The sequence below is a fragment of the Actinomycetota bacterium genome, from assembly GCA_028698215.1.
In the GTDB taxonomy this organism is placed as follows: Bacteria; Actinomycetota; Humimicrobiia; order Humimicrobiales; family Humimicrobiaceae; genus Halolacustris.
This window is the reverse complement of the sequence record JAQVDY010000008.1, coordinates 1-22,764: the sequence shown is the minus strand read 5'-3', so window position 1 is coordinate 22,764 and position 22,764 is coordinate 1. Positions and strand designations below refer to the sequence as shown.

General features: G+C 42.0%; 23 protein-coding genes. 16 read left to right on the top strand and 7 right to left on the bottom strand.

Translation table 11 applies throughout. From position 1 onward, the window contains the following. Nucleotides 1–40: 40 nt before the first annotated feature. On the bottom strand, nt 41–499 hold the full coding sequence (locus PHN32_03980; protein ID MDD3776749.1) for a M23 family metallopeptidase: 459 nt from the start codon (nt 497–499) through the stop codon (nt 41–43). 206 nt (nt 500–705) lie between these two features. Here PHN32_03980 and PHN32_03975 point away from each other — a divergent pair, with 206 nt between their 5' ends. Together PHN32_03975 and PHN32_03970 are read left to right on the top strand one after the other, a co-directional pair. After that, a complete protein-coding gene (locus PHN32_03975; protein ID MDD3776748.1) occupies nt 706–1,620 on the top strand; it encodes a class I fructose-bisphosphate aldolase in 915 nt (304 codons plus the stop codon). 3 nt (nt 1,621–1,623) lie between these two features. Further along, a complete protein-coding gene (locus PHN32_03970) occupies nt 1,624–2,355 on the top strand; it encodes a hypothetical protein (protein MDD3776747.1) in 732 nt (243 codons plus the stop codon). Here PHN32_03970 and PHN32_03965 read toward each other — a convergent pair. Together PHN32_03965 and PHN32_03960 are read right to left on the bottom strand one after the other, a co-directional pair. Then, a complete protein-coding gene (locus PHN32_03965; protein ID MDD3776746.1) occupies nt 2,333–3,421 on the bottom strand; it encodes an Ldh family oxidoreductase in 1,089 nt (362 codons plus the stop codon). The genes PHN32_03970 and PHN32_03965 overlap by 23 nt on opposite strands. Before the next feature lie 12 nt (nt 3,422–3,433). Then, nucleotides 3,434–3,919, bottom strand: a complete 486-nt coding sequence (locus PHN32_03960; protein MDD3776745.1) for an inorganic diphosphatase — start codon at nt 3,917–3,919, stop codon at nt 3,434–3,436. A gap of 143 nt (nt 3,920–4,062) precedes the next feature. Here PHN32_03960 and PHN32_03955 point away from each other — a divergent pair, with 143 nt between their 5' ends. The 6 genes from PHN32_03955 to PHN32_03930 all read left to right on the top strand — a co-directional run bounded on the left by PHN32_03955 (nt 4,063) and on the right by PHN32_03930 (nt 10,397). Continuing rightward, nucleotides 4,063–4,335 (top strand): HU family DNA-binding protein, encoded by a 273-nt coding sequence (locus PHN32_03955; GenBank protein MDD3776744.1) that lies wholly within the window; start codon nt 4,063–4,065, stop codon nt 4,333–4,335. Between the two features lie 146 nt (nt 4,336–4,481). Continuing rightward, the gene (locus PHN32_03950) at nt 4,482–5,672 is read left to right on the top strand and encodes an MFS transporter (protein MDD3776743.1); all 1,191 of its coding nucleotides are present in this window, start codon (nt 4,482–4,484) and stop codon (nt 5,670–5,672) included. A gap of 92 nt (nt 5,673–5,764) precedes the next feature. Further along, nucleotides 5,765–6,172, top strand: a complete 408-nt coding sequence (locus PHN32_03945) for a type II secretion system protein GspG (GenBank protein MDD3776742.1) — start codon at nt 5,765–5,767, stop codon at nt 6,170–6,172. Nucleotides 6,173–6,223: 51 nt separating this feature from the next. Continuing rightward, entirely contained in the window at nt 6,224–8,590 is a 2,367-nt protein-coding gene (locus PHN32_03940; GenBank protein ID MDD3776741.1) for a PAS domain S-box protein, read from the top strand. A gap of 12 nt (nt 8,591–8,602) precedes the next feature. After that, a complete protein-coding gene (locus tag PHN32_03935; protein ID MDD3776740.1) occupies nt 8,603–8,836 on the top strand; it encodes a tautomerase family protein in 234 nt (77 codons plus the stop codon). A 97-nt stretch (nt 8,837–8,933) separates the two neighbouring features. After that, nucleotides 8,934–10,397: a hypothetical protein gene (locus PHN32_03930; GenBank protein MDD3776739.1), complete on the top strand. Its 1,464-nt coding sequence runs from the start codon at nt 8,934–8,936 to the stop codon at nt 10,395–10,397. Nucleotides 10,398–10,419: 22 nt separating this feature from the next. Here the strand turns inward: PHN32_03930 and PHN32_03925 are convergent, their stop codons facing one another. Together PHN32_03925 and PHN32_03920 are read right to left on the bottom strand one after the other, a co-directional pair. Next, the gene (locus PHN32_03925) at nt 10,420–11,712 is read right to left on the bottom strand and encodes a PQQ-dependent sugar dehydrogenase (GenBank protein ID MDD3776738.1); all 1,293 of its coding nucleotides are present in this window, start codon (nt 11,710–11,712) and stop codon (nt 10,420–10,422) included. Between the two features lie 64 nt (nt 11,713–11,776). After that, entirely contained in the window at nt 11,777–13,615 is a 1,839-nt protein-coding gene (locus tag PHN32_03920; GenBank protein MDD3776737.1) for an ABC transporter ATP-binding protein, read from the bottom strand. A 219-nt stretch (nt 13,616–13,834) separates the two neighbouring features. Here PHN32_03920 and ychF point away from each other — a divergent pair, with 219 nt between their 5' ends. From ychF to PHN32_03885, 7 genes are all read left to right on the top strand, one after another. Then, a complete protein-coding gene (ychF, locus tag PHN32_03915) occupies nt 13,835–14,884 on the top strand; it encodes a redox-regulated ATPase YchF (protein MDD3776736.1) in 1,050 nt (349 codons plus the stop codon). Between the two features lie 140 nt (nt 14,885–15,024). After that, entirely contained in the window at nt 15,025–15,876 is an 852-nt protein-coding gene (locus PHN32_03910; GenBank protein MDD3776735.1) for a hypothetical protein, read from the top strand. A gap of 45 nt (nt 15,877–15,921) precedes the next feature. Further along, on the top strand, nt 15,922–17,136 hold the full coding sequence (locus tag PHN32_03905) for a (Fe-S)-binding protein (protein MDD3776734.1): 1,215 nt from the start codon (nt 15,922–15,924) through the stop codon (nt 17,134–17,136). Between the two features lie 118 nt (nt 17,137–17,254). After that, on the top strand, nt 17,255–17,872 hold the full coding sequence (locus PHN32_03900) for a nucleotidyltransferase domain-containing protein (protein ID MDD3776733.1): 618 nt from the start codon (nt 17,255–17,257) through the stop codon (nt 17,870–17,872). 155 nt (nt 17,873–18,027) lie between these two features. After that, complete coding sequence (locus PHN32_03895) at nt 18,028–18,696, top strand: PspA/IM30 family protein (protein ID MDD3776732.1); 669 nt, start codon at nt 18,028–18,030, stop codon at nt 18,694–18,696. An 11-nt stretch (nt 18,697–18,707) separates the two neighbouring features. Beyond that, complete coding sequence (locus tag PHN32_03890) at nt 18,708–19,493, top strand: GIDE domain-containing protein (protein ID MDD3776731.1); 786 nt, start codon at nt 18,708–18,710, stop codon at nt 19,491–19,493. 83 nt (nt 19,494–19,576) lie between these two features. Next, on the top strand, nt 19,577–20,224 hold the full coding sequence (locus tag PHN32_03885; GenBank protein MDD3776730.1) for an HAD-IA family hydrolase: 648 nt from the start codon (nt 19,577–19,579) through the stop codon (nt 20,222–20,224). On the opposite strand, the gene PHN32_03880 is transcribed toward PHN32_03885, so the two are convergent. Both PHN32_03880 and PHN32_03875 read right to left on the bottom strand, forming a co-directional pair. Beyond that, nucleotides 20,221–20,847 (bottom strand): trimeric intracellular cation channel family protein, encoded by a 627-nt coding sequence (locus PHN32_03880; GenBank protein MDD3776729.1) that lies wholly within the window; start codon nt 20,845–20,847, stop codon nt 20,221–20,223. The two genes, PHN32_03885 and PHN32_03880, sit on opposite strands and share 4 nt — an antisense overlap. Before the next feature lie 424 nt (nt 20,848–21,271). Beyond that, nucleotides 21,272–21,751, bottom strand: a complete 480-nt coding sequence (locus PHN32_03875) for a hypothetical protein (GenBank protein ID MDD3776728.1) — start codon at nt 21,749–21,751, stop codon at nt 21,272–21,274. 359 nt (nt 21,752–22,110) lie between these two features. Here PHN32_03875 and PHN32_03870 point away from each other — a divergent pair, with 359 nt between their 5' ends. Continuing rightward, nucleotides 22,111–22,491 carry a copper resistance protein NlpE gene (locus tag PHN32_03870; protein MDD3776727.1) on the top strand — a complete coding sequence of 127 codons (381 nt, stop codon included), beginning with the start codon at nt 22,111–22,113 and terminating at the stop codon, nt 22,489–22,491. Nucleotides 22,492–22,764: the final 273 nt, after the last annotated feature.

Genomic DNA, 22,764 nt, shown 5'->3' with positions numbered 1-22,764 from the left:
AATGGCTATAGGCAGGCGGTATAATGAAACAGGAAGACCTCTATTTTAATAGATAATCCCGCTCTAAATATTGAAGATATATAAACCGGGATAAGCTGCTGTAGTCAATGCCCAGTAGATCCTGCGGATCTAGATAGGCCTGGCTGTAGATTACCCCAAAATGCAGATGGGCGCCTTGGTGCGAAGGATCATCTTCTGCTCCTATCCTGGCTATGGGCTGGCCCTGGTAAACATAGCTGCCTGGCGATACCAGGATATGGGCCAGGTTAAGGTAGGTGGTCCTAATTTTCTGGTTATGCTTTATAACCAGAGTAAGGCCTCCGGTAGGTGAAAATCCCTTGTAACTGACATACCCGCTGGCGCTGGCCCTTACCAGGCTATGGGTTGATTTTATGTCTATACCGGTATGCTTCCTGTATTTTTCCCTTTGGCTGTCCCAGTAAGACTGCCTGAATTCAGTTACCACCTCTCCTTTTACCGGCCAGGTAAAAGGCGGCAAAGTATCACCAGCAAGCAGCCTTGGAAAAAAGAACAGAGACCATATAAATGCAGCCAGGGCTAATAAATATTTTAGGTGCATATTTTTCACAGGAAATATAATAACATAAATATATATTTATGCAAATGTATAATTATTCTTATTTTACTAATCAGGCCCTAAATCCTATAATTTATTTATTAACTGCCAAATAATCCAGGAGGGAAATGATGGATAGGATTCAGGAAATATTAAGCTGGTATGAAAGTGAAAACCCGGGAACCATAAGAAATCTGTACAGGATGCTGATGCAGGGAAAACTGGGAGGGACCGGAAAGATGGTCATACTTCCGGTAGACCAGGGCTTTGAACATGGTCCTGTGGCCAGTTTTGCCCCCAACCCCGAAGGTTATGACCCCGAGTACCATGTCCGGCTGGCAATTAAGGCGGGACTTAGCGCCCATGCTGCACCTCTGGGCTCCATACAGGCCATAGCCCGTAAATATGCGGGCCAAATTCCCTTAATCCTTAAAGCCAACAATCATGATCTTTTGGGAAAATCAAGCGACCCCATACCGGCTGTTACCGCTTCAGTAGAAGATGCATTAAGGTTAGGGTGCAGTGCCATAGGATTTACTATCTATCCCGGAAGTGCTAATTTCAAGCAAATGTATGAGGAAGTAAGTAAAATGGCCCTGGAGGCCAAATATGCAGGCCTGGCGGTGGTAATATGGTCTTATCCCCGGGGATCCAATCTTTCCAAGGAAGGGGAAACTGCCGTGGATGTGATAGCTTATGCCGCTCAGATAGCAGCCCAGCTGGGTGCCCATATCATTAAGGTAAAACCCCCCACCGGATATATAGAGGAAGACCAGGCTAAAAAGATTTACCAGCAGTACCACATAGGAATATCCACATTGGCAGACAGGGTAAAAAATGTAATACAGGGAGCATTTAACGGCAAAAGGATTGTAGTTTTTTCAGGAGGCCCGGCTAAAGGAAAAGAAGAAGTACTGGAGGAAATAAAGCAGATTGAGCAGGGAGGGGCTTTTGGGTCTATTATTGGCCGGAACTCCTTCCAGAGACCGGAAAGGGAAGCCCTGCAGTTTTTAGGCCAAGTCATCAAGATCTATAAGGGGTAATTATTGACAGACTTTATTATTTTGGGGGCTTTTACCCTGGAGTTAAAAGGCCTGCTTAAGCTGTTTGATATCCAGGCTAGATACCGTTTTCAAAACACGCGAATCTATAACTGCAGCTATGCAGGCAAAAAAATAATATTAGCTGTAACCGGTATGGGCAGGGATAATGCCAGCCGGGGGGCAGCCCAGGTTATACCGCTGATAAGAAATCAAAAAGGGGTTAAGGTTATAGTGGCTGGAATTTCCGGTGCCGGCTGCCCCCAATTAAGGGCAGGGCAGGTAGTTTATTATAAGACCTTGGATCTATTGGCTAGAAAACAGGGTAGAATGGAATGCCAGCCTGGCTTTACCCTAGAAAACTTACCTAAACCAGGCTTGCTGCCGGTAAGGGGAGCTACTGCTACTTTCTTGGCAGCTGGGGCAGAAGACAAGCAGACTGCATACCGGCAGTTTGGAGTGGAAGCGGTAGATATGGAAAGCTATTTTTTTCTAAAGCAGGATTGGCCTGATGGCACCAAATTTGTAATATTGAGGGCTATTAGTGATACTGCAGGCCAGTCCCTTCCCGCCTTTTTATCAGCTTTTTCCCAGCAAAAGATGGGCACCGGCCTAAAACAAGCGGCTATGGAACTGGTAAGGCCGTCCGGCCTGAGGCGGCTTAAACATATTTATAGCAATAGCAAGGCTGCAGTATCAAATCTTACCCTGGAAGTCAAGAAACAGGTTTCAAGTTAAAAGGTACTCCTATTTTTTGGCCATTTTTTTCTAAATCCCTGACCACATTTACCAGCAGCGGTATTCCATGCTTTTGGTTGTACTCTTCATTTTCAAATTCTTTTTCCCCTGCTACGAATATCCTGTCCTGTCCCTGGGCCTTAGGTGATTGTTTAAGTTCTTCTATCAAGGTGTCCATTTGTTTTTTGAAATCTATCAAGGGCCTGAAACTTTCAATATTAATGGCCATAAAGAAATGGCTGACATCGGATTCCCGGGGTTCATGGGGGAAACCTACATGGGTTAGGTTAGCTGCCCCGGATAGCGCCCCGCATAAAATATCTACCATGATAGCCAGGCCATATCCCTTGTAACTTCTCATAATATCACTTCCACCCAGGGGAGTAACCGCGCCAGGGCCTCCGCTTTGAACTTTCCTGGGATCATCAGTCAAGTTCCCATTATCATCAATGCCCCATCCCAGGGGTATCTTTTCTCCTTTTTTTTCATAAACCTTAACCCTTCCTATAGGTACAGTACTGGTAGCCATATCCAGTACAAAAGGCCTTTGGTTATCAGAAGGGGCAGCTACCGCAATGGGGTTGGTACCAAAAACGGCGGTACTGCCGTAAGTGGGAGCGGTCAATGGCTGTGAATTGGTGAGGCTGATGCCAATCATACCGTAATCCAGGGCCATCATGGCATAGTAGCCGGCAATACCATAATGATTGCTGTGCTTTACTGTAACCACCGCCACATTGGCTTTTTTAGCTTTTTCTAAGCATTTGTTCATGGCATGGTAAGACACTACTTGTCCCACCCCGTTTCCCCCGTCTATAAGCATGGTGGTATCTGTTTCCTTTACCACTTTCCAGGGGGTTTTGGGATCCATATATTTTTTAAGCAGCCGGTTGCCGTAATAGGAGCTCAGCCTGATCAGGCCGTGGGAGTTTACTCCCCGCAAATCAGCTGCAATTAATACGTCGCCTACTATTTTTGCATCTTGTTTGGGCACTCCCAGCTTTCCCATAAATTTAATTGCATAGTCCAGCAGGTCTTGTTTCCTGTAACGAATGACTTCTTCCATATACATTCCTTTCTAAACTGTTATTGTCTTCTCCAGGTATATTTTGGCAGACTGGACATCTTCCCACCCTTCACTGGCTACTACCTTGGCCTCCAACTTCTTATAGGTTAGAAAGAAATTTTCAATCTCGGTTAGCAGGTGAGGGGGAACCTCATGTATGTCGCCTATATGGTGCCATCGGGGATCCTTTAGGGGAACGGCCAAAATTTTATTGTCATTTCCCTTTTCATCCCTCATTTTGAGCAGCCCTATAGGTTTGGCCTCAATAAGGCATCCGGGAAAAGTTGGTTCATCTATCAGTACCAGGATATCTACCTCATCTCCGTCTTCAGCCAAGGTATCCATTATAAATCCATAATCAGCGGGGTAGTGCACTGCACTGAATAAAACCCGGTCCAGCTTTATGCGCCCGGTTTTCCGGTCATACTCATATTTATTCCTGGAGCCCTTGGGGACTTCCACCACTACCTTTAATATATGAGGAAAATGATTGTCCATATAATTTTCTCCTAAAAAAGAATTACAAAATAAATATAAATATGTATAATGTTAATAGGTCAAGCTATTACTGTATACAGGATACAGGTATAAATAAATTAGTTCAAGAATCTAAAAACAACAATTGAAAGGGAGGCTACTAGATGACTAAGACAGAACTCATAGAAAAGGTTCAGGCAGAAACCGGATTAACCAAGAAAGATATCGGTGCTGTAGTGGATTCTACTATTGGAAGTATTACCCAAGCATTGGTTAAAGGTGAAAAGGTTTCCTTGGTAGGATTTGGAACTTTCCAGGTTTCACATAGAAATGCTCGAACCGGCAAGAATCCCCAAACTGGCGAAAAAATTGAAATACCCGCAAGAAAAGTACCAAAATTTACCCCAGGCAAGGGCCTTAAAGAAAAGGTAAATTAAATTTATCGTATCCAAGGATAATAATATTAAAGGCACCTACGATATGGTGCCTTTAATTTTTTTAGAGGTAACTAAAATTTACTTTAGCAATTAGCCTGTTTACCCTTTAATATTAAGAAGATACTAAAGGGCAAGGAAAATGAATTTTGATTAATTTCAAAAAATACCTAAGACAATCTCCTAATTTTTTGGCCATTTTCATATTTGCCGTATTTATGTTGGCCCATACCTCCATACTGCTGGAAATCGGCCAGTCAGTAGGAGCCTTTCCCCAGCATATAAATTATGTTTTTGCTTTCTTTACAGTGGGCAGCATTGGTGGAAGGCTCACTGCATTTATGTACAATATTAGATTCAACAGCCGCCAGATAATGGTGGGATGCCTGGTTTTGCTTGCAGGTTTGGCCCTTTCTATGTGGTGGTGCTCCTCTTTAATTATGCTGTACCTTATATTTACCTGTAGTGGTTACCTGCTGGGCATAGTATATATACAGGCCAATAAGAACCTGATGGAAAGCGATATAAAAAACAAGGGCAGGCTGGCCAATATTGGATTAAGTTTCTATCCCTTGGGAGCATCCCTGGCCCCCCTGGCCGCTTCCTTGCTGGTTCGCCATGGCTTTAACTGGCAGCTGATCTATATATTGACGATACCCCTGATAGTATCTACCATTATTTTGTTTATGTGCTTAAGTCCAGCTTCAGCAAGGCCTCAGCTGGAACCAAAAGACCAGATGCCTTTAAAGGAGCTGTTCGGGGACAGAAAACACAACCTGGCTTATACCCTTGTAGTGCTAATGGTATTAACCTACTGTATTTCGGAGGCTATAGTATTTACCTGGATGCCTACTTTCCTTAGAGCTGAAAGAGGTTTCAGCCTTCAGTCTGCAGGAGCGGTGGTTACCATTTTTTGGTGGTCGGTTATTGGGGGAAGAATGATAGTGGGTTTGATAACTTCCAGGATAAAAACTTTCAAGATTATGTTGTCCATATCAATATTGGGTGCAATATCAGTGGTATTTATGGCTTTATCTACCCCAGCTTACCTGGTTTACACCTTTACAGCCCTGGCCGGACTGGGTTATTCGGGCTTATTTCCATTAATGGTATCCTCCGGCACCCAGATTTTTAAACAAAGCAGGGGTATAATCATTACTATAATTTTTGCTGCTTCCAGCCTGGGAAAAGCGATTACCCCCTATATTATAGATTTAAGTTCCAGGTTAAGCCTGTTCTTTTCTGTAATCATGGCAGCGGTATTTATGGCCCTTACAGTAATACTGCTGATTATTTTTTCCCAAAGCCGGGCCTCTTTTATTTTTATGTACCGCAAGTGAGCAGAAATTTATATTATTAATAATAATATTCTGCTATATTTAATAATAAAATTATAATAATTTATCTTTTACTTAAAAAAGCTATAATCAATATGAGGCATATTTTTAGATACAGGAGCGGCTTTACCCTGGTGGAGCTAATGGTGGTGGTAATCATACTGGCCGTACTTTTGGGAATTGCCATACCGGTGTACTTTGTATTAAAAGAAAGGGCACTTGAATCTTCTACCGAGGCCGAAATGAAAAACATGGTCCATGCTATAGAGCTTTATAAAAATGATAATGGCCAGTACCCGCCGGAAGATAGTTTTCCCGCTGATATTGCCCATTATTACCAACAGTTGCCCTCCAGGGATTCCTGGGGTTCGCCTTATGTTTATGAACTTACTGCAGAGTCCTATCAGCTTAAAAGCAGCGGCAAGGATAAAATCCCTGGAACCGGAGACGACATAGTGTTTGAGGAAGGCAATATGGTTGGAGAAGGGGCTTACCATAATTAGGTTTACAGGTATTAGAAGATTTTTTATTTATTAAATATTACTTATTAATTTATGTTTAACACCAAACACTCAGAAAATAAGCTAGTTCAAATCTATAATCAACTAAGACAGGAAACCCCTCTGAGCCGGAAAAAAATAAAGAAGGTCCTGGAGGAAAATCACCCTTATAGCTCTCAGTTGTTAGACAAGCTTCCCGGAGTGGTTTTCTGCTGTGTGGATGATGAAAACTGGAGCATGATTTATCTTAATAAGAATTTTGAGCGGCTTACCGGTTTTAATTACCTGGATGTGGTGATGAACCGCAAATATACCTATGAGCAGATAATACTTTGCCAAGATAGAGCCAAGGTAAGAGAAGTAATTTCAAGCAGCCTCAAACCTAATGGAGAATACGAAGTAAGTTACCGGATTGCTACCAAAGAAGGGCAGATAAAATGGGTTTCAGAGATTGGCCACCATTTAGGAGTGCATGACGGCCATAATATTCTAGAAGGATTCATTATAGACATAACTGATTTGAAACAGACAGAAGAACAGCTGGCCAGAAAGAATGAATTCATAAACTCTATTATTGCCAATTTGCCTATAGGCATAGCTGTCAATGATATTAAAACTGGTAAATTATTTTATTCCAATAACAGCTTGAAAGAAATACTGGGATATGATACCAGCCAGGGAAGCTGGGAAAGTTATATAGAACGCTTAATTAGCAGGCAGGAATACCAAAAGGTTTTTAAACACCTGATAAATGGTTTATCCAATGAGGCGGAAGGGGTAGTGGTAGAAGAAAATACTCCCCTAAATCGGCCCGACGGGCAAAAAACTTTTATTACCATCCGCAGTGTGCCTTTACCCAGCCAGAATATGGTAGTCACTTCAGTGGCCGATACTACCGAAATAAATAAGGCTGCCCAAAAAATAAGGAACCTAAACCGGCTCTATACCGTGCTTAGTAATATTAACCAGGCCATAGTACGCCAAAGGGATGAAACCAAGCTGCTAACCATGATTCCGGCTATAATCAAAAAAGATGGGAAATTCCCTTTATGCTGGATTGGAACATATGATAGTAAAAAACAGGCTTTCCTACTATTTTCTGAAGAAGGTGAAACAACTACAGCTTACAGCTGTACATATCATGAAAAAAACTGTCCAGTAGGCAGTGCTATTATGGAGGGGAAACCCTACATTGCCCAAAATATAAAAGAGGCTCCGGATTCGATTCCCTGTAAAAAGAGAGCCTTGGATGAGGGACTGGGTTCCGCTGCCTTTTTTCCCATTGTAATGCCTGAAAGAGAAAATGGTTTTTTGGCAGTGTTTGCCCGGGAAATTGATTTTTTTAGGCCAGACCAAATTAGCCTGTTTGACGAAGTGGCAGTAGACATATCTTTTGCCCTTAAGTCTTACCGGCAGGATAATTTAAGAGAAAACCTGCAAAGAAAACTTATTGGCACCAATAATGAAATGAAAGCTATCATAGATGCTTCTCACCTGGCTATAGTAAAACTGGACCGAGAGGGCAGGGTAAACAATATCTGGAACAGGGCAGCCGAAGATATGTTTGGTTTTACCAAGGCAGAAGTTATAAATCAAATGCTGCCTATAGTATCTGAACATAAAATAGCAGAATACAAGAGCCTGGTAAAGACAGTGTTAAGCGGTAAAAGTTTTTCAGGAGTAGAGCTGAAAAGGCAAAAGAAAGATGGCAGCATTATTGATATATCATTGGCTACCGTACCTATCAGGGATCATAGCGGCAATATTACCGGAATTTTAGGCATAATCTCTGATATCACTGATAAGAAGAAAACTTTGGCCAGGGTAGCATTAAGCGAACAAAACCTGCGTAAGCTTTTTTACCAGACCATTGAAGCCATGTCTGTTATTGTAGAGACTAAAGACCCTTATACTTCGGGACATCAGAGGAGGGTTGGGAATTTAGCCAATAAAATAGCTGAAAAGATGAAACTTTCCCCGGACCAGAGGGAGATGATTAAGCTGGCCTCCATGGTTCATGATATTGGCAAGATTTATATCCCCCAGTCTATTCTAAGCAAGCCGGGCAGGTTAAGTGATATAGAGTTTTCACTGATAAAACTGCATCCCCAGAACAGTTATGAGATTCTAAATAGTATTGATTTCCCTTGGCCCATAGCAGAACTGGTGTTGCAGCATCATGAAAGAATTGATGGATCGGGTTACCCGCGGCAACTTAAAGGGGATGAAATCATGCTGGAAAGCAAGATTTTAGCAGTGGCTGATGTAGTAGAAGCAATGGCAGCCCACAGGCCTTACCGGCCTGCTCCTGGCATAGAGCAGGCATTGAAGGAAATCAATAAAAACAAAGGCAAGCTTTATGACCCCGTGGTAGTAGAAATTACCAACCAGATAATAAAAGACAAGGAAATTATATTATAAGGGAAGGAAATTATGCCTCATATAACTATAAAACTCTGGCCGGGAAGAACTGAACAGGAAAAAAACAATATGGCCAATGCCCTGCTTAATGCAGTAAAAGAGACATTGGACTGTTCCAGCGAAGCAGTGTCCATAGCCATAGAAGAGGTACCTCAAAGTGAATGGTTTGAAAAAGTATACTACCCTGAAATCGAAGGCAAAAAAGATACGCTTTATAAGAAGCCTGGCTACCAGCCCCCGGCTTAAATACAGCCATTAATATTCCCGCCTTGAATGGTAAGATAGTCCATATTATAATAATGGGGCAAACCTATAGTTACCAGATATTTATACTAAAGGTCTATTGGCTAGAAAATTAGAGAGGGCAAAAAGCGCCTACACCGGAAAACGAATAAGAGAGGTAAACATGAATTTAAGAAACCAGCCAAAAACATCAAAGAATTTTCAAGCTTATTCTAAATATATATATTCCATCATTATCATAGGCGCAGTTTTACTGTGGTTTTCAGGCTGCTCTTTATTAGGTAGCGGCAGCCAGGCAGCTGAACCGGAGACCGGTGAAAACCAACAGCCGGCAGAAGTAAGCCCGCCTACCGGGCCTGATACCGAACAGCAGGACCAACAGGCAGTAAGCCAGGCAGTAGAGCAATTTGGGTTAAAACTGGCTGAGGTTTCCCTTACTGCTCCTCCAGATATACTGGAAACCCAGATGAGGGAAAGCTACTCAGGCCTGGTTTCAGAAGATCTGATAAATGAATGGATTGAAAACCCTTTGCAGGCTCTGGGCAGGTTAACCTCCAGCCCCTGGCCGGATAAAATAGAGATTGATAAAGTAGAGAAGATAAATGAAGACACCTACCGGGTGACCGGGCGGGTCCTGGAAGTTACCAGCGTGGAAGCAGATCAGGGGACCTATAGCGGTTCTTATGAGGTTGACCTTACTTTAGCCAGGTCAAAAGAGCAGTGGCTGATTACCGATGCGGCAAAAGGTACCTACCAGGGCCAAAATAATTCAGAGGCTATTAAAGCAGAGTTTGACCAGATGGAAAAATCCGTAGAAAACATAAGCCGCCTGTTTGAGTTTGTAGATAACCATAAAGCAGATGCCAGCCCCCAGCTAGTGACTGAAATGTTAGCTGCGGTTATAGACTTGTGCCAGCAGTATCTGCCGGAAATGGCAACCAAATTTTATGAGCCCCAGGTTCAAGAAACCATTTATGAGCTTTCTCCCTCCCTGGAAGACATAGATTTAGAGATACTGGCTGGTTCTTATCTGGACTCTTTAAGCCAGGCTGCTTCTGAAGCTATGGAAAAAAAATACAAGCTAATTGCAGTGGAAGGTTCTTTTGAGCCAATAATAGATTACCAGGCCTATCTAACCTATAGTCCTTTCTTAACCGGAGAGATGAATGATTATATCAATCTAAAAGCCATGGAATCCAACAGCCCGGCATTGTTGGATGCGGGCATAGCAGTGGATAATGCAGAATATGTCCAGAGAATCCTAAAATCTATGGAATATTTAGAGAAATACAGCGATTCTCCCCGGAAAGAAGAGGTAAAGCAGTATGCCATAGCCAGGATGTCCATATATTTGAGAGGCATAGATAACAGCCCGGTATTTGATTTCAGCCGGAAAATAATACCGGACAAACTGCAACAATTTGAAAGCGATCTGCAGGAATATGCCGGTACTGATTTTGCTATTATACTAGCTGATTACCTAAACCTGCTTCAGCAAGAAGATTATACCAGGACCCAGGCTGTGGATGATTTTGTAAATAATATAGGCCATTATTTTCAATAGGTACAAGGCAGCATAGGCTCCATCAGGGCAGGGCCAGTTTGTAGATGTTTCCGTCAAAAGCAGCAAAATACAGCTCCTGGTCCTGGTCTTTTCCTAAAGAGCTTATATTTAAGCCGGTTTCAGCCAAGGTGAAATTTTCTACTTTTCCGTCTTGGCCCTGGGATAAGGCCCACACATAACCGGTTACAAAATCAGCATATATATACAGCCCATAAAGGGAACTTATTTCCTGGCCTTTGTATACATAGCCTCCGGTAACCGATTTTCCTAATGGATGCTCATATTCATAGACAGGTAAAACCAAATCCTCCCTGAAACAGTCTTGAGGGGGGTTAAAACACTGGCTTCCCTCCATGATATTCCAGCCATAATTTTTTCCGCTTTCTATTATATTTATTTCCTCTACCTTGTTCTGGCCTACATCGGCTGCCCATAATTTATTGGTCTCGGGGTCAAAACTGAACCTCCAGGGGTTCCTTAATCCATAGGCATATATTTCCGGCAGTATATTTTCCTGGTTGGAGGCAAAGGGGTTTTGTGGAGGAATACTATAATTTTTACCACCGGAAGGATGATCGATATCAATACGCAGGATTTTACCCAGCAAGGTGTTTAGGCTCTGCCCATTATTATGGGGGTCTCCTCCGCTTCCCCCATCCCCGGCAGCAATATAGAGATAACCGTCATCAGGCCCGAAGGCAATCTGTCCGCCATTGTGGTTGGAATAAGGCTGGGGAAAGGCAATGGTTACCTGCTCTGATTCCGGATCTGCTAAACCTGTGCCGGGTTCAGCAATAAACCTTGAAACCACTGTTCCGTTGTTATCAGTATAATTAACCCAAAAATAGCCATTTTGTTCAAAATCAGGGTGAAAGGCCAAGCCCAGCAGCCCCTGTTCTGATCCGGAACTGTTTACCCTGTCGGTTATATTAAGGAATATTTGTGTGGACTGTCCTTGTTTATCTATTATTATAATCCTTCCCTCTTTTTCTACTACAAACAAGCGGCCGGATCCGTCACCGGGCTGTTGAATGTCTACAGGCAAATTAAAGGAAAGGGAGGGGAAAGCATCTATTAGGTCAAAACCATATTCCAGGGAACTCAGTTCCTTTAAGTCTGTTGGCCCTTCCTTTTGGGTTTCAGCAATGACGTCAGCTTCTTTGCTGTCCGGCTGCCCAGGGGCTGGCATTTCAGGTTCTGGTTGGTGCTCTATTATAGCTTCTGCTGCAGTCCCGGCAGGGGCAGGGCTGCATGCCGGCAAAAACCAGGCCATGCATATTAGAAATATAGAGATTAATTTTAATTTATTTTGCATATTGTTTCTCAAGCTAATTATAAGGGGAAAGGGTAATTTTTATCACCTGGCTAAAAATTAGCCCTCAGGAAGGACCAGGTTTAGCAGAATTTTTAAACTGGCGGTTATAGAGATCCTGGTATATACCATCTACAGACAGCAGATGCTGGTGAGTACCGGCATCTACAATCTTTCCCTTGCTAATCACATATATACAATCTGCCGCTAAAATAGTGGACAGGCGGTGGGCAATAACCAGGCTGGTGCGTCCTTTAAGCAGAGGCTCAATGGCTTCCTGTATAAGGGCTTCAGATATGGAGTCTAAGGAAGAGGTGGCCTCGTCCAATATGACTATCTGCGGATCTTTTAACAGCACCCTGGCTATGGACAGCCTCTGTTTTTCACCCCCGGATAATTTGATACCCCTCTCTCCCACTATGGTATCATATCCCTGGGGAAGAGCCATGATGGTCTGATGGATATTGGCTATTTTGCATGCCTGGTGTAGCTGTGCAGTGCCGGCATCGGGATTGGCAAACAGCAGGTTCTGGCCTATGGAATCATTAAACAGGTATGTGTCCTGGGTTACCATGCCTATGTTCTGCCTTAAGGATTCCAGGGTAACATCCCTGATATCATAACCGTCGATGGTTATGGATCCGGAACCAACATCATAAAACCGGGGAAGCAGGTAGGTTAAGGTAGTTTTGCCGGCCCCGCTGGGGCCTACGAAAGCTACCAATTGTCCCGGCTCTATGGCTATATTGATATTTTCCAGATGCACGGTTTTCTGGTTATAGGAGAAGCTTACCTGATTGAACCTTACTTCACCCTTTACTGATTTTAAGGCCCGTGCATGCGGACGGTCCTTTATTTCATGCTCTATATTTAGATAATTGAATATCCTTTCAAACAGGGCTGCAGACCGGGTTATATCCACGCTTATATTGGCAAAGGAGGTAACCGGGCTGTACAGCCTTCCCAAAAGAGCCACAAACATAACGATGCTTCCAATGGTTATGCTGTCATACCTTATCAGCATTAATCCGCCTACCAGATAGATGATCATGGGCCCTATGGCCACTACCGAAGATATGGCCATAAAAAACCAGCGGCCGGCTAGGGATTCCTTTATGGTGAGCCTGGTTACTTCCTGGTTTACCTGCTCAAATTTTTGTTCCTGCTGCTTTTCCCGGGTAAACAGTTTTACCAGCATGGTACCGTTAATATTTAATGTCTCATGTATGATATGATTTAAATCAGCCAGTCTTTCCTGAACCTGGGAAGCTATTTTCCATCTTATTTTGCCTACTTTTCTGGTAGGCAGCACAAATAGGGGGAGTATCATCATAGCCACCAGGGCCAGCTTCCAATTGGTATAGAACATAGTGCCTGCAGTTATTAGGAATATGAAAATATTCTGTACTATATGTACCAGTGTATTTGAAAAAATACTTTCAATGCCGCCTATATCATTATTGACAAGAGAGGTAATATCGCCAGTTTTGACCTCCGAAAAGAAACGCATGCTCATATATTGTAAGTGGTTATACATAGAGTTTCGGATATCATAAATTATATATTTGGCAATCCAGCTGTTCAGGTAACTCTGCCCCACAGCAAATAAACCGCTAAGCAGTACTGCCCCAAAAGAAGATAGGATAAATATTATCAGCAGGTTTATATCTTTTTGGGGCAGGGCTACATCGATTATGTTCCTAATAAATATGGGAGGCAGTAGTCCCAGAACGGAAGTAATTATGATGGAAATGGACAGCAGTATAAGCAGCTTCCAATAAGGTAAAAAATACCTGGCAATTTTTTTTAGCAATACACGGGAGATATTTGGTTTCTGGCCATCTTCACTGTAATGGAAACGGCCGCCCCCGTACCCCCCTGTACCGGATTTAAAACTTTGCGGCATATCTAGTTTGAACCTTTCAGCATAAAAACCCCACTTGTGCCGGCTTGCTAGCCGGGCTGGGTTTACCGTTTCCGGTAGGCATAGGGCTAATTAACCGAACTGTAATTATTATATCACAAATACGTTCAGCTGAATTTCAGGCTATAATTAAATTATTGGCTTATTTTTGCCAATAAGCTATAATTTGCTACTTTATTAAACAATATAGGAAAGATTTAGATGAAACTGGGCTTAATTGGGCTAACCGGATCAGGGAAAACTACTTTATTTAATTCCCTTTCTGCTGCCATGGACCATCAGGAAAAGAAATCAAGCACTAAGCCTAATATAAAAGTGGTAGCGGTACCTGACCTTAGGCTGGAAAAGCTGGCCCAGATATTTAAACCTAAAAAGAAGACTGCAGCTACTATTGAGTTTATGGATATTGCCGGGCTGGACCCCGGGGGAAAGGGTGCAGGCCGTCAATTTTTAACCCATATCAGGCAAGTAGACGCCCTGGTATGCGTTATAAGGTGTTTTGACCGTTGGGCTGATTCACCCCTAAATGATATCGAAACCATAAATTTGGAGCTCATAGTATCCGATTTGGAAAGTGTGGAAAAAAGGCTTCAATCCATACAAAGGCAAAGCAGAAATACCAGTGTTGACTTAAAGCAGGAAGCGGAGATACTGGAAAGGATAAAAGCAAATTTAGAGGATGACCAGCCGGCCAGAACGCTGGGATTAAATCCGGAAGAGGCCAAAATTATAAAATCTATGGGCCTGCTTACCCTAAAACCGGTAATTTATGTAGCCAATATAGCAGAAAGCGACCTGGAAGGCAGCCCGGATGTGAATCATTTAAAGGAATATGCGGAGCAAACAAATTCAGAATTAGTAATAATATGTGCCCAGATCGAAGAAGAGCTGGCCCTCCTTTCCGGTGAGGACAGGGAGGAGTTCAGGAAAGATTTGGGTATCCAGGAATCAGCCTTAGATAAGCTGATCAGGTCTTCCTACCGCATACTGGGCCTTATAAGTTTTCTAACTGCTGGGACTGATGAGGTAAGGGCCTGGACCATAAAGGAAGGCAGCCCGGCTCCTGCCGCTGCTTCGGTTATACATTCGGATATAGAGCGGGGATTTATCAGGGCAGAGGCCATTTCCTATCAGGATTTTATAAAAGCAGGCTCTTTTGCCCAGGCCAGGGAAATGGGGCTTATCCGTTCTGAAGGCAAGCAGTATATAGTAAAAGATGGAGATATTATAGATTTTAGATTCAATGTATGACCTTCCCAGCCTGCCCTATCCAGGATGAACCTTAGAAAAAAAGCTCTGACCCTTTACTTATATCTTTCTAATATCTTAATAAATATGCTATTATCATTACAATTTAATTTTTGGCAACTCAAGAACACAGGAGTTTGCTTATGGATAGGGGAGATGTTTTCTTCTGGATTTTATTTGCTTTGTTCCTGGTTTTTTTCTTATGGGGTATTGCCTACCGGTTATCCATCTGGCTATGGGGAGAAGAGGATACTTCCTACGGCCTAAAAACTGCCAAACTTTCCCGGTCAGCCAAGTTTAAAAATCATGCGGTAAATTTTTTTAAAAGGTTTTTTGGGCCTGATTTTGGCCAGACAGTTAAAGCTTTTTTTGCTGATGGCCTAATTCATGTCAACCTTTACAGGGACAGTAAACTTAAATGGTTCATACACATATTCATGTTCTGGGGCCTGGTTTCCCTGTTTGTAATTACAGTATTTCATGCTATTGCTTTTTTTGCTGCCCCTGCAGGGGTGGCTACCCCAGCCTCTTCTGGTTTTATCAAGGTATTCTCTACCTTGGAAAACCGGTTTACTGCAGCTGCCTTGGACCTGAGCAAACTGGCAATAATAATGGGAGTAGTCATTGCTGTTATGAGGTTTATGGCTTTCAGGAGCAAGAAAAAATCTGTAGAGTTTAAGGATAAAACTGCAGGCATATTGCTGGCCATAACCGTTATTTTCGGTTTTCTATATGAAGCCAGCTTTATATTGGCCCGTTCTATTCCTGCCGGCAGGGCTGCCTTTGCCCCTGCAGGATTTATAATATCGCTGGTTTTGGCATTTTTATTTAGGAATGTGGATTGGCAGGCGGTATCCATGGCTTTTCTGTTTATACATCTGGTGATGCTGCTGGGGTTTGTAGCCTACATTCCTTATGGCAAGTTTTCCCACATGGTGTTCGGGCCCTTGGTAGTGGTGGCCAGAAAGCTTAGGAAATTAGAGAGCCATACTTAGCGGCTCTAGTTTAATTTTGTAAATCATGGACAGTGGAGCTTACCTATGAAACTTGACAAGTTTAATGTATTGCAGCTGGCAGAAATAGATGCTTGTACCAAATGCGGGAATTGTATGGATCTTTGCACCGCAGTATTAGGCAGTGATGATGAGTCCATAGCGCCTTCTAAAAAGGTTAAGCTGCTAAAAAAAATGGCAGGCACCCAGTTTGGGTTCTGGTCTAAAATTTTAAATAAGAAAATATCGGAAGAAGATATGCAGGATCTGGCCAAGGCAGCTTATGCCTGCACCATGTGTTCCCGGTGTGAGCTGGATTGCCATATAGGAATAAAACTGCAGGACTTATGGGTAAAACTCAGGGAAGCAATGGTGGAGGAAGGCCAGCATCCGGAGGCCCTGCAGATGTTGAGGGACCGGCTGATGAAATCCAGGAATGTTTCTTTTGATACCAATGAGGGCAGGGCCGATTGGATAGATAAGGTGACTGGCCTGCCAGAGGACAGGTATGTTAAACCAAAGATGGATGTTGCCTATTTTGTGGGCTGCGTTTCCTCCTTTTCTCCCCGGGTATTTAAACTTCCCCGGTCAGTGGTTCAAATCTTTCAGCATGCTGGAATAGATTTTGGAGTCTTGGGGGAGAAGGAGTGGTGCTGCGGGTTTCCCCTGCTTACTTCTGGATTTAGTGAAGATTTTGTAGAATTTGCCCGCCATAATGTGGAGACAGTGGCCAACACCGGAGCCAAAGTGCTGGTAACTTCCTGCCCTTCCTGCTACCACATGTGGAAGCATACCTATAAACTGATAAAGCCTGAAATAAAGATGGATTTTGAAGTGATGCACCTGGTGCAGTATTTAAACCGGCTCATTAAGGAAGGCAGGCTTAAATTAAATCCTTTAAATATTAAGGTCACCTATCATGACCCCTGTGACTTGGGGAGAAATTCTGGGGTATATGATGAGCCCCGGGAAATTATTGGCAGCATACCCGGAGTAGAATTTGTAGAGCTGGAGAATAACAGGGAACGTGCCCTTTGCTGCGGAGGAGGGGGCAATGTGGAGGCAGCTGACCCGGAGCTGGTCCAAAGCATTGCTAAAATAAAGGCAGCAGAGATAATGGATACAGGGGCTGATATAGTAGTTACTGCCTGCCAGCAGTGTGTAAGGACCATAATAAATGCCTTGAAAGCTGAGAAATCCAAAATAAAGGTAAAAGATATTTCAGAGCTGGTGCTGATGAGCCTGGAGGGCGCTGAAGATTAACCAGGGTCTTTCTTATCCTGTCTCTAATCTTTCCCTAAAACTATTATTTGTTGCCGGCTGTGGATGGGGTTATGCCCAAAACAAGTAAAATGGAGCCCGGGGATTGAGGTTATAGGAAATGGATAATAAATTTTTAGACAAATTAACAGATTACCTGGTAACAGAATATGGATGCCATTGCATAATACTTTACGGCTCATGGACGGAGGCAGATCATTCGGAAAAAAGTGATGTAGATTTAGCCTGTTTTACTGATAATAAAAGTAAGGCCCACGATACCAAAATTTTTCAAGGCAGGACCCTGGATGCCTGGATTTATGACTCCGGCATGCTGGATAGGCCTGAAGATTTTATACATCTTAAGGATGGAACCCCTATTTTGGACTGCAGGGGCCAGGGTCAAAAATTTTTAGAAAATATTAATCAAATCTACCTTAAGGGCCCGGAAGTATTGTCAAAGGATGAAGCCAGTTTCCTTAAAAGGTGGCTGGTCAAGATGTATGAGAGGGCAGCCAGGGAAGATATGGAAGGAAATTACCGGTACCACTGGCTGTTAACTGACTGCCTGGAGATATATTTTAAATTACATGGTACCTGGTATCTGGGACCCAAGAAATCATTTGCCTGGTTGTCTGTACACGATAAGCAGGCTTACCGGTTATGGGAGAATGCATTGGCCAAATTTGCAGCTATCGCTGATTTAAAGAAATTAATTAATTATATTGTCAACCTGTAATCCCTGTTCGCTGGTCCCAGTATCAAAATAATATTTAGTGAATAAATTATTTGTAATTTAATACCAAAGATTTTTATTTGCTGGTAAAATTTAGGGCATATAAAAACTATTAACAGTTTTATCAACCTATGACCACCTAAGACAGGGGGTACCAAATGGCAATTTTTGCAAGACTTACCGATCTGCTCAAGGCAAATATCAATGATCTTATCGACAGGGCGGAAGATCCTGAAAAAATGGTTAAACAGATCATAATTGATATGGAAGAACAGCTTCAAAAAGCTGTACAGGGCTTGGGGACAGTAATGGCCAGCCAAAGGCAGATGGCCAAGAAGCTGGCAGAGGCACAATCAGAATCCAAACTTTGGGAAGACAGGGCCAAAAGCGCACTAAAAGAAGGCAATGAAGAGCTGGCCAGGCAGGCTGTAGACCATAAGCTTAAAGCTGACTCCAGTGTAGAAACCTATGAAAAGATGAACAACGAACTTTCATCCCAGGTAGACATATTAAGACAACAGGTAGACCTGTTAAAAGCAAAGCTAAATGAGGCACGTACCAGGCAGTCGCTTTTAGTTGCCAGGGACAAAGTGGCTGATGCCCGCCAAGAGGTTTCAAAAGCAGTAGGAGACCTAGACAGCTCGGGAGCTTTTGCAAAAATGGATAAGATGGAGAGAAAGATAGCTGAAAAGGAAGCACAGGCTGATGCCGCTTTTGAAATATCTGGTATGGGTGCCGCCCAAAAAGATGTGTTTACGGAGATGGAAAACAAGAAAGCTGCTGAGGATGAGCTGGCACGCTTAAAACAGGAATTATCAAAGGAATAGGAGGGAAATAGATGGCACCTTATATTATAGGTGGCATATTGATAGTGCTGGGAGCACTGCTGGCCATATTGGTACCCATAAAAACAAAGAACAAGAATATTGAAATAAAGTTCATGCAGACTACCTCCATACAGGATCTAAAAGAGTTACTGGAAGCAAATAAGGAAGCTGGACTGGAAGGCTACAGGCATTATGTAGAGCTTAAGGGCAGGGCAAAACCAGTCGAGCCGGTTAAAACCCCATTTTCAGAAACTGATGTAGCTTATTACAGTGCTGATTTGTACCAGGTCTATGAGGAGGTAAAAGGGAGCAATAATAAATCCGGCACCTCACCTTCTGTCAAGAAAAGTGAATCCCTTATTACCAATGATAAAAGCAGCAAGGCAATTGCCCTAACAGATTCATCTTCATCCCAGGAAATTCATATAGGCCTAAACCAGCCAGGGCTGCAGCTGGATGCTTTAAAGACTTATGACCAATTTGAGCCTTTAAATAATTCATCCCGCGACGGGTTTTTCCGCAATTTCCGCTATAATCCCATGGGTGCTAGGACCCTGGGGTTTAGGATGGTGGAAAAAACCATACCGCTGGCCCAGGACCTTTATGTATTAGGAGAGGCTTGGCTGGAAAGTGATAGGATTAAAATAGGCAAGCCCTGGGATAAGAAACTGCCCTTTATTGTTTCTGTAAAAGATAAACGGGACATTGTGCAAAGCAATAAGTCCGGGGCAAACGTGGCCCTGGTGTTTGGCATATTGCTGGCTTTGGCAGGAATATTACTTATAATATTTCTGTGATGTGGTTGTTTGCGGTTAAAGGTAAAATACAGGCAGTGGACGGCAGTGCGGTTAAGCCCATTATTTAAGCCTTAAGGCAGTTTATGGCGATTAAAAATATTATTTTTGATTTTGATGGCACGCTGGTTGATTCCAGCTATGCTGTAGAGCAGTTATTTAATCATTTTAAGCAGAAGTATGTAAAAAAAGAGATAGGAAAAACACAGCTGCATGCTTTAAGGCAGATGTCCCTGCTGCAGAAATTAAAAAAAACAGGGATACCTTTATACAGGGTGCCTTCCATCCTGGTGGAAGCCAAGAAATTATATGCAGATTATATGTATAAGGTAAAGCTGGTGGATGGAATCTTGCAGATTCTGGAAAAATTGGACCGGCAGGGGTTTGAGCTGTCCATCCTTTCTTCTAATTCTGTCCAAAATATAAGTAGTTTTTTAAACCATAAATGCATTAACTTATTTTCAGGTATTTATTCAGCAAAAAACATCTTTGAAAAAAACAAAGCCATAATCAAAATACTAAAACAGAAAAAGCTAAACAGGGAAGATGTAGTTTATGTTGGTGATGAGCTTAATGATATCATTGCCTGTAAAAAAATACCGGTTAAAGTTCTGGCAGTAACCTGGGGGCTGGACTCCCTGGACGCGCTTAAGACCGGTAAACCAGATGGTATATGCCGCCGTATTGAAGATATCTATGATTATGTCATTAGCTATAATCAACAGTGCGCTTAACCATTATTTTTCCTGATTGCCTTTTGATACAATCCAAAGGGAGAAATTATTTCGCGGAAAACCATAGTAATCAGGATAGACATGGTTATAGCCAGTGTGATATTTATAAAGGATAATAAATAAAAGGAAACCGCTCCGCAGAATGCGGACAAAACATAATTGGAGCCTTTCTGTAAAGATAAAGGCATGTCCCCCATAATTGAATCCCTGACCACGCCTCCCCCAAAACCAGTTAACATCCCCAGAAGGGTGCAGGACAGAAAGGAAATAATAGAAAAGCCCTGGCTGTTAAATAGATGGGCATAGGTGATGGAAACCCCGATTATGGTAAATGCGGACAGCCCTATGGAATCAATAAATCGAAATACTGAATACCACTTTTTAAAAAAAGTGGGAGTAAAATAAGTAATAATACTGGCAAAAATTGCTATCAGTAAATAATTGGGATCCTTAAGGTAAAACAGTGGGGTTCGGCCAATTATTAAGTCCCTAACTGTGCCTCCCCCAATGGAAGTTATTATCCCTAAAAAAACCGCTCCCAAAAGATGAAGATCCCGGCCTTTTGCTTTTAAGGCACCTGTTACCGCAAAAGCAAAAATGCCTATAAGATCAAGGTAATACATATGTTTAATGCATCCTATTAATATGGTTTGCTAGAAATTTTATACTAACAAATTATATTTTAAAGGAAAAGACCTATATAAAATTAGGCCCCTTATATTTTGATTAAAACCAATATTGCTATGGCAAGGGTTTGCTAAATGTTTTAAGGAAAATAATACTATGTTTGGTACCTATGTTGCCAAATTGAATTTCAGGTAAAAATAATTCCTTAATTTTAAATAATAATTTTTCTCAGCAGCAATTTGTTCTAAGATGTAGTGAAGCAGCTTTGCTTTATTTTTCAGGTCTAAATTCCGGGAACTGCGTGTTGCCTCTGATATGGCAAATTACAGCTCATTTGTCTTTAGTACGGTAGCAGCAATACAGTAGTAGCTTTTGGAACGCCCTACATTAAAATAACCCAGCATTCTTTTCATCCAGTTTCTACCGGGGGAATTCCTGGAGCGAATCTTTAACCGGGGTACCCCAGGCCTTTACCATTTGGTCATGTATCTCTATATGGATGGTATCCATATCGGACACGGGGGTCATTTTATCAGTAATAATTATATCCAGCACTACCTGGTTTCCATCCCGGCCGTCAGGATAGATATAGATTTTATTGATATCTTCAGAGAAGGGCTCAGTCGGAATCAAATAATCTGCCCCGAACCCCAAATTGGGATACCAGGACCCGGTACCCTCTATCCATATTTCCAGGTCTGCTGTATTTTTCTGGGTATCATCATAAACTGCCACCTTTAAGCTGATTTTGGGGACACAGTCTTTTCCTTCCATGGGGTCGGCCCATTCATCAGCTGCAGTTCCGGCTGGTTCCACCCGGCAGTAGCTGCTGCAGGAATTAGCTGCAATTACCATAATGGTTAGCATCAAAATCAAAGATATTAGTCTTAAGTATTTCATAATTATCTTTCAAGCAAATAATATATTTAGACCATTATCCACGCTAAGTTAGCAGCGGCTATGATACTGTAAACATAATACAATTTTTGCAATCCCTTTGTACAACTCCCAAAAATTGGGGATGGCCTGTAAAACCTAATATTAACTAAAAATTAAATAAATAGTTCAAACCAGTTAGGGTAAATAATTGGATTTATTTAATATGGCAATTAGTTTGGAGGCTGATATTTTCATGACAGTCCCCAGCAATGAAATCTTGAATCAATATTTAGGCAAACTTATTAAATACAAAAACCATGAAATAAGTGTATAATATATAAGAAATATTTTAAATTAATCAATTATAGAAAGGAAAATAGTTGAAAAAGTTACTGTTAATTTTACTGATAGCTGTAGTTTCTCTTGCAGGTTTAGTAAATTTTGGATGCAGCAAACCCGACCTAAGTGGAACCTACGAAGGAACCTTGCCTGCTGCTGATGCTCCGGGCCTTCAAACTATCATAACCCTTAATTCTGATGGTACTTTTTACATGGAGGAAACTTTTCTTGAAAAAGATGTTGAGCCCAGAATAACAAATGGAAAGTGGGTTATTGATGAAGATATAATTACATTTACTGTAGAGGAAGGGATAGTTGGGGATTTTGAATATAAACTGATTTCTGAAAAAGAAATTAGATGGGCTCCAGATGGTAAAGAGATTACCGGAACTGATCTTAACTGGTCTCTTTTTAAAAATTAGATATGGCTATCCTGGCTTTGTAGTTTCTTAGGGCAAAGATAAAATAATGTCTTTGGGCCTAAAAAATTAAGAACTTATATTGATAGAATTGGAAAATTTTAAAAAAATAATATAAATAGGGCTGATGTTCATTTCGAATACAGGGACCAAGAGGCAAATAACAGCTTTTAGTTAACATGCTTTTAAACCAGCTTCTACATTTTGATTACTATTCCAGCTTGGCTGACCACTGTACGTAATGATGGAACCGCAATAATGATTTCCACTGAGGAT